The following is a 15,574-nucleotide window of genomic DNA, read 5'->3' as shown; positions in this document are numbered from 1 at the left end:
GCATTAACGTGACGCGGCAGTAACCTCGGATTCGAGGAACTCCGCCATCTGCGCAATCGTCGGGTAGTCCCAGGCAATCGTGGGTTCGATTTCGATGTTCAGCCACTCTTCCAGCTCTGCGCACAGGCTTAAGGCGTGAATTGAATCGACGCCGTAATTTGCCAGCGGTAACTGGATGTCGATGTTCTCTTTAGGCTGGTGCGTCTGGGCCGAAAGGCGGTCTAAGATAAAGTCGGTGATACGCACTTGGGTCATTTTGTCTGACATGATCAATCCTGTTTAAAAGTTAAGAATTTGGAGTCGTACGGCGGTTAGCCGCCACGTGCTTCACTGCGCGATTGCAGGTAAGCAAGGATGTTGCCCTCAACCTTTGGGTCGGGATAAAAAGGACAGTGACGTAATTGTGAAAACACAAAATCCAGGCAGGTGACAAGGTAGTTAACGTCACCGGCAAACGGGCTCGTGGAGTCGAGACACCAGCGGCCCACGGTTGCCAGCGCGGACTGGATCCAGGCATAGCGCTGAACAGTCTCGAAGGCCTGATACTCGTCGGCGGCGAAGGTGGTTTCGCTCAACTGCACGCAGTGACTGTGCAGCATGCCGAGACGCTGAAGCAGCAGATCGCCGTCCGGCTGGCTGATGCTCTGCGAACGCATGAGCGCGCCTACGTGCTCCGGCCAGTAGTGAATGCTGTGCAACAGCAGGTCTTTGCCCGACGAAGTCAGCTTGAGTGCGCCCGTCGTGAAGGCGTGCTTGACCTGTGGGGAAAACAGCAGGATCAGGCTCTGCTGGAGATCTTCACGCGGCGTGTTGAAGCGTTTGAAGATCAGCGGCAACTGGGGAATAAGTGACGCCTGACAGGTAAAGCTGCTGGCATGCCCAAGACTGACCACCGGATAATCGCGCATAATTTTTTCAAACAGCGCCGCCTCGCCTTCGCGAAGGTAGTAGCGCGAGCCCAGCACCAGCGCGAGCTTTTTCAGCACCGTGCGCATGCGCAGCGGCACCTGCGCCTTGCACAGCGAACCCAGCACGCTCATCTCCGCCGGAACCGTATGCAGCCCGCGTGCGGCCACGTAACTGAGGTTGTCGCACAGCGCATAGTCGAGCCAGGCGAGCGTCAGTTCTGCACGAACGTTCGGGATGGTCAGCAGATTGTTGCCATACAGCGTGCGTTGGCTGGCATAACGCGCCGTGATAGCCAGCGCACTGTCGATAGTGCCAAGACTAATGCCGGGCAGCAGCGCGCGGGTAATCTGGAAGGCCGTGAGTGCATAGCTAAAGGCAAACCCCTCTTTGCCGAGCAGGCAGGCGTCGGGAATAAAGCACGCCTCAAATTCGATGCCGCTAATCTGGCAGCCGCGAACACCCTGAGTCGCAAAACGCGGCAGCTTATGATGCTGTTCACTGGCCAGCAGCTGGGTATCAACCAGAAACAGCGAGTGCGTGCGCATTCCCTGCTCGGGGCTGGTTCGCGCCTGCAACACCACGGCACCGGCACGGCCAATATTGTTGATAACCTGCTTGCGGCCCTGAAGCAGGTATCCGCCCGGCACGGGCTGCGCCGTCAACTCGTTTGCAGCAAAGTCATTGCCGTGTTCGAGCTCGTGATAGGCGATAGAAATTTTCTTTCCGGCCGCCAGCAGGGCGTTGCACTGGGCTTTTTGCTCGGACGAACCTGCAACCCAGACGTTAGTCGCGGCCATAAAGGTGGTCAGGATATAGCCCAACCCAAGCCCCAGGTCTCGTTCACACAGCGTGCGCAGCAGCCTCATCAGCTCCGGCATGGCAACGGCGGGTTGCCCACTTTCGTCGGTGGCCAGCAGTGAAGGAATGCCGATAGCGTCCAGTCCGGCTTCGGCCGCCTGATTAAGCTCTGCCGCCTCGTCGAGCGCCAGAATAAAGGCCGGACGCAGGCTAGGGGAGCGTGCCTGCAAATCACGGAGTTGATGCATTGCTTCAGTGATATTCATCCTGTAAGCCCTCTAGCCTGCCAACGGCAATGGAAAGAAAGAGATCAGCTGATGCTGCTCGATGCTGGTCTGTACTTGCTGCATCAGCGGCTCGGCATACTCGGCAGGCGTCCCTACTAGCCTGGCCAGGCAGGCACAGAGCGCCTTGCCGTCTTTCCAATGCGCGGCCAGATGCCGATGGGAGCTGATGAATGCCTGAATACAGCAGGCACCGGCAAAGATCCGGGTATAGTTTTCCGCCATCGCAAAGCTCTGCGCGCTGATTTGCTTGCTCGGCGTCTGAGACAGGAAGAAATCGTCAAGCAGTGCAAGCTGAATCAACAGTTCGCTCACCTGCGCGCTCAGTTTTTGCTGCACGGTCGCTGAGAGGCCTTCGACGTCGGTCAGCTGTCTTTGTACGTCAAACAGACCCTGCACAATGAAGTCATGACCTTTGCCGGAGAGTTTCAACTGCTCGGGCTTGAGCGCCTCCAGCGGGGCGTCAATGCTGAACAGCACATCGAGCAGAGCGGGCATTTCCTGCTGTGAGATAGGGCGACGACGCTGGCGCGCCAGCACCGGCAGCTGCACTACCAAAGCTTGCAGGTTGACGACCGTATTGCCGTCAAACAGGCTCACCAGACGACAGTCGCGCTGGAGTTTACTGAAGTGGCCGAATTCGCCGTCGTCTTCCAGATAGGCACGTGCACCGAGAACATCGACCAGCCCGTCAACCATGGTCTCGATGCTGGCAGGTACATAGGCCTTGGCGGCCGCCGAGATGGTGCTCATTTGCTGCGGCAAGACGTTGATGGCGCGGCTGCTGAACAGGCCGACCAGGTCGGCAATCAGCAGATCGGCGGCCGAATCACTGAGGCGGCGGCGAATATTGGCCAGCTGCGACAGCGAGGAATGATAAACGCGGCGCTGTTCGGCATAGCGATAGGCGAGGCGCAGCGCGCTTTCACCAGCACCGCATGAGAGGGCGGTGCACAGCGTGCGGCTGATTTGGAATCCGCAGAGCATGATTTCCAGACCCTGACCGATTTGGCCTACCAGCGAAGAGGCGGGGAGCGGGGCATTGTGAAAACGCACACCGCTGATGTCTGCGCCTTTGATGCCGTGAGTCAGCAGCTTGGGCTCATAGCTCAGCGCATTCTCCGGCAGGCCCGCCTTTTCGACCATAAACAGGCTAAAATCGCGGGCGTTATTTTTGGCCGAAGTACGGGCAAAAACCGTCAGTGACGCAGAGCGACGCGCGTTGTTAATCAGGTATTTCTCACCGTTGAGCAGATAACCGTCTTCGGTCTCGCTGCACAGCGTGTCGGTGGCAGAGATGTCGCTGCCGTGAGGGTGTTCGGTCAACGCCAGCGACACCTGATCCTGACGCAGGATGGACTCGGCCAGTCGTGCACGCTGGGTATCCGAACCGCCCACCCAGACGCAAATTGCGCCCAGCATGGTTTTACCGTGGCCGATGGCGGCCGTTAAATCTCGGCGTGAGGTCAGACGTATTAAATTAAAAAGTTCATCGTAGCCTTTTAAATTACCGCCGAACGCTTCAGGCACATAATATTCACTCAGGCCCCAGGCGTTTAGTTCGCGAATAAACTCTTCAGGAAATGTCGAGTTAATATCGTATTGCCTGGCTCGTTTAAAAGAGAATGTATTTTTCTCATCAGCGGGATCGCCGAAGAACCGCTCATAGTCGAGCGTTAAATCATAGAGAGATTTCATAATTATCCTTACTGCAAATAATAAAGTTATTTAGCTGGCGTTAATACTTACGCGACTTATCTGGCTTTATTCTTTGCTTGCGACAGGCAATTCATCGAATCCAAATACTGAAGGTAATTCGCCCTTGAGCCACATTTCTTTTGTACGTCGGCGTTGCACTTTTCCGCTGGTGGTGCGTGGCAGCGTGCCGCGGGCAATCAGCGTAATGACCGCAACCGGAACCTCGAAATAACGGCCGATTTCAAAGCGCAGTCGGGTGATGAGCTGCGTCAGCTGCTCCGGCTCCAGTCCGTGGCGTTTATCGATTTCCTGCACCACCACCACACGTTCGCCTCTTTCGCTTTCCAGCCCGAACGCCGCCGAGAGACCGCTGGCAAACAGCGGCTCAGACTCTTTGATGCGCTGCTCGATGTCCTGCGGATAGATATTGCGGCCATTGACGATCACCAGATCTTTCTGACGACCGGTGATGTAAAGCTCATTTTGCTGCTGGAATCCCATATCTCCGGTGCGCAAGTAGTGCTTGCCGTTGGAAGGAGACAGCTCGGCGTGGAAAATCTCCCGCGTCTGCTCGGGTTTACCCCAGTATCCCTGGGCGACACTCTCGCCGTGGATCCACACTTCACCCACTTCGCCGTCGGCGAGTCGTTGGTGAGAGACCGGGTCAACGATGACGACGTCGAGGTCGTAGGCCTGGCCCGAACTGACCAGTGTGACCGCTGAGCTGGAGTCAGGCGTCTGGAAGATAATCTTGTTGGCCGCCAACGCTTCGCGGTCAACGGTCAGGGTTTCATGTGCGACGTGCGGGGTGCCACCGGTAACAAATAGAGTGGTTTCCGCCATGCCGTAGCAGGGATAAAACAGGTTACGGCTAAAGCCAAAGCGGGCAAAACGTTCCGAGAAGGCGTCAATGGTCTGCGACTTAATCGGTTCTGAACCGTTGAAACAGGCGTGCCAGTGCGACAGATCAATCCCTTCCAGCTTCTGGTCATTGGCCTTTTCAATACTGTGCTCAAAGCAGAAATTCGGACCGCCTGAGGTGTTAATCTTGTAGTCGCTGATCGCTTTCAGCCAGTTCATCGGGTGTTTGACGAAGGCCACCGGTGACATCAAGACCAGCGTGGAGCCGAGATACAGCGACTGAAGAATTAACCCGATTAGGCCCATGTCGTGGTAGAACGGCAGCCAACCGCCCATGACAGTGTTGTTGTCATGCTGATATTTATGCTTGATTAACAAACTGTTGTGAATCAAATTGCCGTGGCTGACCATCACCCCTTTAGGGTTACCCGTCGAGCCGGAGGTATATTGCAGGAAGGCCAAATCCTCAGGCTGCACGTCAGCAGAGGTCCATGGGCGGTTGCCGACCAGTACGTCTGAAGGCAGGCACGGCGTGGCGGCATACGGGGTTTCGGCCAGCCATTCCAGGACTTCGCCATGCAGTTTTTCAGTGGTCAAAATTAAATTAACCGCGGCGTCCTGCATAATATGTTCGATGCGGTGAAAATGCGGCGACTTTTTGGCATATAAAGACATCGGTACGGCAATAATACCGCAAAATTCACAGGCCATAAAAGCGACAATAAATTCAACGCCGGTACGATAAAGTAATAAAGCGCGATCGCCTTTATTAAAGTTTTGCTGTAAATATCCCGCCAGTGTCAAAATTTTTTGGTTAATTTCGCTGTAGGTCAGGCGCTCAGCTTCTTCACCTTTGTCATTAAGCATAATAACGGCGTGTTTCTTTGCATAATGCTCGGCATTGTAATTAAGATAATCAACAATTGTTTTCATTCTTCTCAATCCCATAAGACATATTAAAATTATTTACCGTTGAAAGTGTGACGCAGGCTGGCTGTGGGGTCATGGTCGTTGAGTATAATGATGCGCAATTGCATGAAAAAGCACGTTGCTCGTTCACCCTGTCATATTCGACAGGTTATGAAGAGATTAAGAGTTGTAGTCTGTACGCATTCAATAAATAGCTGGTATGTTTGATGGTTACCGCAGGGTTCCCCTCTACGTTTTGGCGCTGGGGTCGAGGCGTGTAGGACGAAGTTTAGCTGTTGATGGGCGTCGTGAATCAAAGTTTTGAAAGAAAAGGCATTCCATGCAAAGTGAAGGGGTCAATGGTCATCGGGTCTGTAACGCGTTGAGCGCCGGATGCGGTGCACCGGCGCTCAAGCTGTGACGGGGGGGAGAGCGTCGTTTTACGAATAGGCGTGGCAGGGTTGAACGTTATTCAGCGTCGGGAAGGAGCCCTGGCCGCCGTAATTCTGTACCGAAAATGCGCTCACTTCGGAGGCAAAGCGAATTGAGTCCGCCAGCGGCAGCTGTTTGATGATGCCGTAAGACAGCGCGCCAATGTATGAGTCTCCCGCGCCGGTGGTATCGACCACCGTGTCACATTTCACCGCCGCGAAGTGGCCGTTTTCATCATCTGATACCACCACCGAACCTTTCTCACCCAGGGTGACAATCACCGCTTTTCTTACCTGCGTGCGCAGTACTCTTGCTGCTTTAAGGGCGTCTTCAGGGTGAGCAACCGGGTAACCGAGCATGAAGGCCGCCTCGGTTTCATTCACCACCAAATAATCGACCTTGCTCAGCGTTGCCCGGTCGATATCGCGCGCTGGAGCGTTGTTCAGAAGAACAGGGCAATGGAATTGACGCGCCTTTTCGATGGCCAGCGTGACGACCTCGGGGGCGATTTCAGACTGTAGGATAACCAACGGGGAATCCGCGAAGAAGCTGTCCTTAATATCACCGACCTCAAGCGCGTAGTTAGCGCCTTTGATAATTGTGCTGCAGTAGTCGCCGCTTTTGAGTATTTGTACCAGCCCAAGGCCTGAGGCGCCAAACTGTTTGATGTCCGAGCAGGCGACGTCATTATCCTTGAGCGATTTGATGAGCTCCTCGCCAAACAGGTCATCACCCACGCAGCCGACCATTTTTACCCTCAGACCAAGGCGCGCGCACTGGACGGCCTGATTACCGCCTTTTCCGCCCGGCATTTGCAGCAGGCCTTCGCCGGTAAAGGTTTCGCCGACCAAAGGGAGTCTTTCCTGTTTCACCAGAATGTCGAAGTTCAAACTCCCGATTACCAGAACGTCAGTTTTCATCAAATTTCCCCAATCAAAGGTTAAACGCGCTTCGCCAATACCGAATCACGTGTTTTATGTAAGTTGGTCTGGCTCTTTTGTCCGCGCTCATTGGCGAGGATAGTGAAGAGGGCATCCAGAATGTTCAGGTGCACGATGCGGGTTGAGGCGTTTTCACCGGTGATCGGATTATTTTTAACCGATGAGACAATCGCGTGATCGGACACCACCGTGACCGGACTGTTTAAATAGTTGGTAATCGATACCGTGCTCGCGCCGTTGGCTCGTGCGGTTTTCAGCATGTGGAATACGTCAGAGGTTTTCCCCGAATGCGAAATACCGATAGCGATGTCACCGGGCTGCATTAATGAAGCCGACATTTGCTGCATATGCGAGTCGTAATAAACGTTCGAGAAAATACCAATCTTGAGCAGCTTGTGGTGAAAGTCATAACAAAGGGCACTCGACCCGCCGCAGCCCACCAGAACCAGCTTCTTTTTCTCGTCAAAGTTGATTAACAGCTGCGCAACCTGATTGAAGACCGTGGAATTAATCAGGGTCAGGGATTCCTGCAACGCCAGAATGGAGTTCATCACCGTACGTTCCAATACCTCCTGATGACTTTCAGGATCGTAGACTTCCTGCTGGAGTTGCTCATCCTCAAGATAATTTATTTGGCTAATGGAATTTTTCAGTTCATGAAAACCATGACAGCCCAGTTTCTTGGAAACTTTAGTAATACTCGCAACGCTAACTTTAAGAAAAGTAGAGACGTCATTAATACGCATTGAGGAAATAACGTCAGGATTATTCTCTATAAATTGAGCAATAGATCTTTCTTTTTTACCTAACGTTGGGGCAAGCGTCTTAGCGTAAAGTAATATCTCTCTACCTTTTAATGTCTGTTGCATTGTAATTATTATCCTGTAGTGCTCAGCGCGTCTTTAACTGTTTGTATTTTACTCGGAGAGCGGCGCAGTAAGATAAGCAATAAGTTATCATGTTTATTGAGAGTAAAAGTGTTACCTAAATCACGCTTATGGTGTTTAAGGTGCGTTTTTTTACTCAATCATTTTACTAAGAGTGAAATTTTTACTGCTTAAAAACACTCGAAAAAAAACTTTAAGTGTTCAACGTTTTTCTATTTTGCGTTGAGGCTTCGTTGCTTTATAAGTAGCGGCGTTGTTTAAAATGCTTAAGGAGTTTTATTATGAAGTTCTCTTCACGAATTAATTCATTCAAATCCCGACCAGAACTATTTTTCGATAAAGATAAAATTGATACCGTTGATTTGATAACCCGTATGGCGTCGGTAAAAGGGCTGACTCACGTCGAACTGAATTACCCGGAACATTTCCAGCTTAATACCCTGGGTGAAATCAAAGATGCAATTGCCTCCTCTCCTCTGGCGTTAGGCGGGATTGCTCTGCGTTATCAGAAGCATTTCAACGAAGGCGAGTTCAGCAACCCAGACCCCAAAATTCGTGAAAAAGCCATCGAAATCACCATGGAAGCCGTTAACGTCTGCCGTGAGCTCGGCGGTAACACCGTGACCCTGTGGTTTGCCAACGACGGCTTTGATTATCCATTCCAGCTTGATTATGAACGTGCTTACAAAGACACCGTAGATGCTATCAAACAGGTGGTGTCTGCCAATCCGGATATTACGTTCAGCTTTGAATACAAACCTTACGAGCCACGCACCTTCTCCTTGATCGGTGACGTTTGCGCCACATTGATGTTAATTGATGATGTCGGTGAGGATAACCTGGGTATTACCCTCGATTTCTGCCACATGATTATGAAAAAAGAGAATCCGGCTTATTCACTGTTCCTGTCGGCACAGCGTAATCGTCTGGTGGGGTTCCATTTAAATGATGGCTACGGTCATTTTGACGATGGATTAATGTTAGGTACCGTTCACCTGCTTCAGACGCTCGAATATATCTATTACGCGAAAAAGTATAAGTTTGACGGTCTGGTCTATTTCGATACTTTCCCAAGCCGCGAAGACCCGGTCAGAGAATGTGAGCAGAATATCAAAATGTACAATGCATTGGCTGATTATATTGATTCGGTATCTCTGGAAGAGATAGATGCGATTATTAAATCCCAGGACGCGATTAAAATTCAAAGCCTGCTGCTGTCACTCATCACAAGAAACTAAGTTATAAATCTCGGTTTATAACAATAATAACGAGTGAATTAGCAGGTAATCCATATTTTTCATGTTCTCTTGTGAGGCATTACTGACGTAATGTCTGGAGGCCATATGTTAGATAGAATAGGTTTACCCTCAAATCTACTGTGGGGCTATATCGGCCTCACGCTTTTTATGGTGGGTGATGGATTAGAACAGGCGTGGATCTCTCTTTACCTGGTAGGGAGAGGTTTGCAGGTTTCTGATGCGTCATTCCTTCTGACCTTTTACGGTATCACGGTCACGCTGGCGGCGTGGCTTTCGGGCGTGCTGGTGCAGACGCTGGGGCCAAGAAAGGTGATGCTCTACGGGCTGCTGGCCTTTGTGGTGGGCAGTATCGGCTTCATCGGACTGGGCATGCCGACGCTGAACATGGAAGTGATGATCCCGTTCTATGCGATACGTGGATTGGGTTATCCGCTGTTTGCGTATTCGTTTCTGATCTGGATTAACTACAGTTCGCCGCTCGAGAAACGCGCCACCGCCGTCGGCTGGTTCTGGTTTACTTTCTCGCTCGGTCTGAGTGTGATGGGGCCGTATTTCTCCTCGCTGGCGCTGCCGGTGATGGGGCAGATAAACGTGCTGTGGATGGGCTGCGGGTTCGTGATTATCGGCTCGGTATTGGCCATCTATGTTAATAAAGACAAGGTGCCTGCCGATGAGATTCATCCGTTCTCTATGGCCGAGCTGCTGACCTGTATCACTATCCTTAAGCGCCCACGTATCGCCACCGGGCTGGTGGTTAAATCGATCAACGGTATTGCGCAGTACGGCCTGGCGGTGTTCCTGCCTATCTACCTGGCGAAGTTTGGTTACAGCCAGACCGAATGGCTGCACATGTGGTCGGCGGTGTTCGTGGTGGCCATTTTCGCCAACCTGTTCTTCGGTTTCTTTGGCGACAAGTTCGGCTGGCGCAACACCATCATGTGGATTGGCGGCGTCTGCTACGCGATTGTGCTGATGCTGGTTTGGCTCACGCCGCAGTACGCGGGACACAACGTCTATCTGATGACCTTTGTGCTTTGCCTGTGCGGTGTCACGATGGCGGGCTATGTGCCACTGTCCGCGCTGTTCCCTCTGCTGGCACCCGATAATAAAGGGGCAGCGATGTCGGTGCTAAATCTCGGCGCAGGTCTGGGCGCCTTCCTGGCACCTGCTATTGCTGGCCTGTTCTATGCTCCGCTCGGCGCGGGCGGCGTGCTGGCAATCTATGCCGGGCTCTATATTCTGAGCGCCATCCTTACCCCGTTCCTCAAAACCCCAGACGAGATAGAAGGGCAGGTGGTTCTGAAAGGCAAAACGGTTTAACCCAAAGCCATCATAAAAACCCTCAACGCCGGAGCAAGTTATGCTGCTCCGGCGTTTTTTTTCGCTCTTAGCTATCAGTGCCGCCAACCCGGCTTTGCTCGGCAACGCGCATTGTTAGCTACAATACTCTTCAAGGAGGAGCCGAGTCAGTTTGCCAGAGATGATTATTTCGAGCATTTGACGCGCCCGAAAAGCCCGTTGATTCATATCGCATACGCTAATGTGACCTTGTACAAAGTGGACGCAGAACGTTGCGAAGCGGGCGGCGTACCCTTTGTTGATTTCGCTGTTGATGCTGATTTCAATCATTGCAAAGGCCGAGCTCTGTGGGTCGATGTTAGCAGATTAAAAATTTCACGTTATAAACGTTATATAGAGGTCAACAAGAAGGAGTAAATGTTATATAACATTCGCCGTCATCATTAATTTAATGAGGTTTTCATGTCCCTAATAAAATCTAAACGTACCCTACTGGTTCATGCCTTAAAAATTGCCTTAATTCCCTTATTTTTCGGTGCCAATATGTCTTATGCAGATGAAAGCGCTCCATTAGCACCCGCGGCAAAAAATTTGCCGGCTCAAACATTACTGGTGGGATCGTGGACCGGCCAAACCACCGGTGAAGGCGTTCAGAAAGCTATTTATCCCAGTCAGGGGATTTATCGTCTGCGCCTAAACTCGGACGGCACTCTGCTGCCTCTGGACGTATTAAAGTTATCCAGCCCGTCGTGGATTGTCTTTAGCCATGACCATAAGTTTGCCTATACCACCAATGAAAACGAAACGGGTTCCGTGACGGCATTGAAAGTGGATAAAGACGGCAAGCTGCACATTATCAATGAGGTCGATAGCCAAGGCGCGCACCCAACGCATGCCACCATTACCACTGACGGAAAATATTTACTCGCCGCGAACTACTCGGTGAATCCGGGGCATGCAGGGGTGACGATTTTCCCTATCGAAAGCAATGGCGCCTTAGGTAAGGCGGTCCAGCACGTACCCTTTATCGAAGGATCTCACGCGGTTGCTGACCGACAGGCGAGCGGTCACGCACACTCTGTGAACATCAGCCCTGATGGAAAAATGTTATTCGTTGCTGACCTCGGCGCAGATACCGTGCATGCCTTCAGCTACCACGCCGGTAATAAAGAACCTTTTAGCGCCGAGCCTAAACTGGACCTGCACTTCAAACCGGGCGAAGGCCCACGCCACATGACCTTCTCCGCCGACGGCAAATTCGCCTACGTCAGCACCGAGATGTCGGCTCAGGTCCACGTTTACCGTATTGAGCAGGATAAACTGACCGAGATTCAGGTGATTAATCTCACCGATAGTCAGGACCCGAATAATAAGGGGGGAGCGGGTATTCTGTTCAGCCCTGACCACAAGTTCCTGTATGTTGGGAACCGCCGTCGCGACAACGTGATTGTGGTTTATAAAGCCGATGCGACGACCGGTAAGCTGACCCTGAGCAATCGTTTCTCAGCGGGGGGGATTGAACCGCGTGCTTTCGCATTCGACAAAACGGGGCAATATTTGCTGGTTGCCAACGTATTCTCAAACAACATCGTTGAACTGCATCGCGATGCCGAGACTGGCGCATTAACACCCACCGGCGTTACCGTTCAAATCGGCACGCCAACGGATATTAAATTCCTGCCCTAAAATCTCTAAACCCCGCCGTGGCGGGGTTTATTACAGCAAAAAGCCCGCTTAAGTTTCCTTAAGCGGGCTTCTCTAAATATGGCTCCTCTGACTGGACTTGAACCAGTGACATACGGATTAACAGTCCGCCGTTCTACCGACTGAACTACAGAGGAATCGTGTGAACGAGGCGAATAATAGTGACTCCCGCTCGGCATGTCAAAGGGTTAAAGCAAAATACGCGCCGCTTGCTGATATTATGCTCAAATTATTGATAATTCGAGCAATTAGAACGACTTTTAATCCATCACGCGTTGAGACTAAGAAAGCGGCTATCGCGGCGCGGCGCTCAAAGGCCGTGCCTCGGCGGCAAGCATCAGTTCATCGTGCAGCATGACAGTATCCTGCGTAGAAACGGCAATGCCCTCTCGTTTGGCCTTTTCAGCGCGTTGCGCCTCAGTTTCACCGGGCATCACGATGTTATCGAAGCCCTCTGCGCGCGGCGAAGCTTTGGCACGATCGACCAGCGAATCGGCACGTGCGAAATAGTCGGAAAGCGTCACGGCAATGTCGGGGCGGAAGGTGATAAACGCGTGGCCGACGTTCTGCGGGTGCTCAAAATTGCTGTTCTGATTTCGAACCTCGCCACCAAATGCGCTCCCGGACATCACCCCTGCAATCAGTTCCATCATCAGCCCAAGCCCGGAGCCTTTCGGACCGCCCATCGGTAACACCACGCCGTTGAGGGCTGCATCTGGACTGGTGGTGGACTGTCCCTGAGCATCAAGCGCCCAGTCGGCGGGAATAGACTCACCGCGCCGCGCGGCCTGACGAATCTTGCCAAACGCCACTACCGACGTCGCCATGTCGAGCATGACGGGCGTGTGCTGTGACGGTGCCGCGAAGGCGAAAGGGCTGGTGCCGAGAAAGGCGGAACGTCCACCCCAGACCGGCATCAGCGGCGGGGCGTTGGTCAGCACCAGTGCTGCAAGTCCGGCGTCGATGGCCTGTTGCAGATAGGTGGCCGCCATGCCGAAATGATTACTCTGCGAGGCCAGCACGAGACTGATACCGTGCTCCCGACCGCGCCTGATGGCTTCGTCCATCGCCTTTCTGGCGACCAGATAACCCATGCCGTTGTCACCCTCGACGTGCGCCGTAGCGCCGGATCCCGCGCTAATTTTAAACGTCGGTTTGGCATTGACCACCCCGAGCCGCAAACGTTGGGTATAAACCGGAATGCGGCCAATGCCGTGCGACTGCACGCCGCGCGCCTCGGCTTCGACCAGACAGCCCGCAACGTAATGCGCATCTTCGGCGGGCAGATACCCGGAGAAGATGCGGGTCACGGTATCCCACAACGCCTGAAACGAAAATACCTCGGGATTGGAATCCCTGGAATATGTCTGCATGGCGCATCTCCTTTGGATAGGCATTAGTGGCCATTCTGCTCACTTTGTGGTCTTGAAGTCTATGTGCTAATTTTCCCTCATTGATGAATTTCAGGAATAGATCAGACTATGGATTTTCGCGATCTGAAGTATTTCGAAACCGTGGCGGAGCTGGGGCACCTCGGTCATGCGGCTGAAAAGCTTTGCCGCACCCAGTCTGCGCTGTCGAAAAGTATCAAGCGGTTGGAGGATGAGCTTGAAACGGCGCTGTTTGAACGGGTCGGAAGGGGAATTGTGCTGACGCCGAGCGGAGCGCTGCTGCTGGAGCGGGCGCGGATTTTACGGCGCGGCGTCGAGGAGTCGAAGCGCCAGCTCAAGGACTTTGCGCGGGGAATTCGTGGGCATGTGCGGCTGGGCGTTTCGACCACCATGGCCGAGCTGCTGCTGCCCGCCGTGACCGAGGAGTTTTTGCGCAGTGCGCCTGATGTGACAATGGAGTTGACGCTGGGGATGAACGACCGGCTGCGTGACCTGTTGCAGGCGGGGCATATCGACCTGATGCTGGGGCCGCTGGACTCGGTGGACGGGGTTTTTGCCACCCATCCCATCGTCGATGACCAGGTGGTGGTGGTCGCAGGCCCCGCACACCCGATATTTTCACAACCTGGCAAGGTGTCGTCGCTGGCCGGGCAGCGATGGGTGCTGCCGTCGGCCAAGGTTTCGACGCGTCGCTGGCTTGACCAACTGCTCAACGAGAGCGGTTTGCCGTCCGCTCAGGTGCAGATTGAAACCAATTCAATTCTGCTGGTTCCGCAGTTGATCACCCGCAATGACTTACTCAGCCTGCTTTCGCGCCGCAATCTGGGGCCGGGACGGCCGGGGCATCCGCTGCGTGAGGTGCCGATTCCCGCCGCCGTGATGCGACGCACTTTCGGGGTGTTGTACCGCGATGAAGCCTATCTGACGCCGCCGGTGCTTTGCCTGCTGAACATTCTGCGCAAAGGTTCGTGGCTCGGCGGCTGACGTGGGCCGGTTATTCGAGTCGATACACCTTGCTCACCGTGCCGCGAAACAGCGCTTCGCGTTCGCTCTCGCTGGCGGTGGCCGTGAGTCGTTTGAAGGCATTCCAGCCGTTGCTAAACGGATAAGATCCCTTGTCCACTGGGAAGTTGCTTTCAAACATGCAGCGGCCTGCGCCAAATGCCTCGAGACAGGTCATCACCCAGGGGGCCCATGCCTCGGCAAGCTGCTCTGAGGTCGGTGGACGTTCGCCTTTCTCAAAATCAAACCCGTTGATTCTCATCCCTAATCCGCCCAGTTTGACATACACGTTCGGTAATTCAGCGAGCTGGCGCATAGACGCTGACCATGCGGCGAATACCGCCTGCGGATGCTGTGCATAGCTGGCTATCCGCACTACGCCGCCACAGTGATTGACGATGAACGGCGTATCGGGGAAACGCTTCGCCAAATCAAACAGTTCCGGCAGCTGCGGGAAGAACAGCCAGGCATCGCAAGAGAGCCCAAGCGGGGCAAGTTGAGCGACGCCTTCCCGGTAGGCGTTGTCCAGCAACAGCCCCTGCGGTGCGGCAGACAGCGGATTAACCAGCGAACGGTCCGCGTCCCAAGTCACGAGATGCCTGACCCCGGCCAATCGGCCTTGCCCGGCCGCTATCTCGGCTTCGAGTACCTCACGCACCGCGGCACCGAGACGTAAGTCGGCATAGCCAATCATGCGCTTCGCCACCTGCGGCCTGTGAGCCTGCTGATGCGCGGTCACTTCGGCGACATATTCAATCTCGCCAACGGGACGCAGTGACGCCTCGCCAGACTCGCGATAACGGGTCAAGGCCTGCATGTAAACCGAGGCTTGAATATTATGACCCGACTGCGCATCTTGCAGATATTCATCAAGTAGATAAGTCCAACCCGGACGGTCATAAAAATGGTGATGTGCATCGATAATAGGCCTGTCAGGTTCAAGCGCTATTTCAGTGCCTGAAGCGAGCCATTCATTTCGTATCGGAAGGTAATTATTTATCTGAGTCATACTTAATCTCTCCTATTCGTAACGTGGTCATAAAATAGATTTTTTTGGTTTGATTCATCGTTTTGGAATGCCTGGAATTACTTTTTCTCGAATGCTCATGAAAGGGTTTGTGAGAGCTAAATATAGGTAATAATTAAAGCGTCGGTAGGCTTTGTCGTGTGGATAATGTTTTTTATGGCTCGCCGCTTCAG

The 15,574-nt window shown here is 53.2% G+C and carries 12 protein-coding genes and 1 tRNA gene; 4 read left to right on the top strand and 9 right to left on the bottom strand.

Annotation, left to right across the window (positions count from 1 at the left end; all coding sequences use genetic code 11):
• Positions 1–3: 3 nt before the first annotated feature.
• From BS640_RS07150 to BS640_RS07125, 6 genes are all read right to left on the bottom strand, one after another.
• Positions 4–267, bottom strand: a complete 264-nt coding sequence (locus BS640_RS07150; protein ID WP_017492601.1) for an acyl carrier protein — start codon at positions 265–267, stop codon at positions 4–6.
• Between the two features lie 44 nt (positions 268–311).
• Positions 312–1,973 carry an acyl-CoA dehydrogenase family protein gene (locus BS640_RS07145; RefSeq protein ID WP_017492602.1) on the bottom strand — a complete coding sequence of 554 codons (1,662 nt, stop codon included), beginning with the start codon at positions 1,971–1,973 and terminating at the stop codon, positions 312–314.
• A 12-nt stretch (positions 1,974–1,985) separates the two neighbouring features.
• Positions 1,986–3,689: an acyl-CoA dehydrogenase family protein gene (locus tag BS640_RS07140; RefSeq protein ID WP_017492603.1), complete on the bottom strand. Its 1,704-nt coding sequence runs from the start codon at positions 3,687–3,689 to the stop codon at positions 1,986–1,988.
• 66 nt (positions 3,690–3,755) lie between these two features.
• Positions 3,756–5,483, bottom strand: coding sequence for a fatty acyl-AMP ligase (locus BS640_RS07135; RefSeq protein WP_158086745.1), 1,728 nt, complete (start codon positions 5,481–5,483; stop codon positions 3,756–3,758).
• A 416-nt stretch (positions 5,484–5,899) separates the two neighbouring features.
• Complete coding sequence (locus BS640_RS07130; protein WP_017494447.1) at positions 5,900–6,811, bottom strand: ribokinase; 912 nt, start codon at positions 6,809–6,811, stop codon at positions 5,900–5,902.
• A gap of 20 nt (positions 6,812–6,831) precedes the next feature.
• Positions 6,832–7,701: an SIS domain-containing protein gene (locus tag BS640_RS07125; protein WP_084912270.1), complete on the bottom strand. Its 870-nt coding sequence runs from the start codon at positions 7,699–7,701 to the stop codon at positions 6,832–6,834.
• Between the two features lie 299 nt (positions 7,702–8,000).
• On the opposite strand from BS640_RS07125, the gene BS640_RS07120 reads away from it, so the two are divergent.
• The 3 genes from BS640_RS07120 to BS640_RS07105 all read left to right on the top strand — a co-directional run bounded on the left by BS640_RS07120 (position 8,001) and on the right by BS640_RS07105 (position 11,963).
• Positions 8,001–8,957, top strand: coding sequence for a sugar phosphate isomerase/epimerase family protein (locus BS640_RS07120; RefSeq protein WP_017493951.1), 957 nt, complete (start codon positions 8,001–8,003; stop codon positions 8,955–8,957).
• A gap of 105 nt (positions 8,958–9,062) precedes the next feature.
• Positions 9,063–10,298: an MFS transporter gene (locus BS640_RS07115; RefSeq protein ID WP_084912269.1), complete on the top strand. Its 1,236-nt coding sequence runs from the start codon at positions 9,063–9,065 to the stop codon at positions 10,296–10,298.
• Between the two features lie 522 nt (positions 10,299–10,820).
• On the top strand, positions 10,821–11,963 hold the full coding sequence (locus BS640_RS07105; protein WP_038328371.1) for a lactonase family protein: 1,143 nt from the start codon (positions 10,821–10,823) through the stop codon (positions 11,961–11,963).
• Positions 11,964–12,042: 79 nt separating this feature from the next.
• On the opposite strand, the gene BS640_RS07100 is transcribed toward BS640_RS07105, so the two are convergent.
• Both BS640_RS07100 and BS640_RS07095 read right to left on the bottom strand, forming a co-directional pair.
• A tRNA-Asn gene (locus BS640_RS07100) sits at positions 12,043–12,118 on the bottom strand.
• 156 nt (positions 12,119–12,274) lie between these two features.
• The gene (locus tag BS640_RS07095; RefSeq protein WP_084912267.1) at positions 12,275–13,354 is read right to left on the bottom strand and encodes an Ldh family oxidoreductase; all 1,080 of its coding nucleotides are present in this window, start codon (positions 13,352–13,354) and stop codon (positions 12,275–12,277) included.
• A 108-nt stretch (positions 13,355–13,462) separates the two neighbouring features.
• On the opposite strand from BS640_RS07095, the gene BS640_RS07090 reads away from it, so the two are divergent.
• Positions 13,463–14,356 carry a LysR family transcriptional regulator gene (locus tag BS640_RS07090; RefSeq protein WP_084912266.1) on the top strand — a complete coding sequence of 298 codons (894 nt, stop codon included), beginning with the start codon at positions 13,463–13,465 and terminating at the stop codon, positions 14,354–14,356.
• Positions 14,357–14,366: 10 nt separating this feature from the next.
• Here the strand turns inward: BS640_RS07090 and BS640_RS07085 are convergent, their stop codons facing one another.
• A complete protein-coding gene (locus tag BS640_RS07085; protein WP_084912265.1) occupies positions 14,367–15,383 on the bottom strand; it encodes an amidohydrolase family protein in 1,017 nt (338 codons plus the stop codon).
• Positions 15,384–15,574 lie beyond the last annotated feature (191 nt).

The organism is Rouxiella badensis (assembly GCF_002093665.1).
Taxonomy (GTDB): Bacteria; Pseudomonadota; Gammaproteobacteria; order Enterobacterales; family Enterobacteriaceae; genus Rouxiella; species Rouxiella badensis.
The sequence above is the reverse complement of the archived record's forward strand: the minus strand, read 5'-3'. Positions and strand labels throughout refer to the sequence as shown.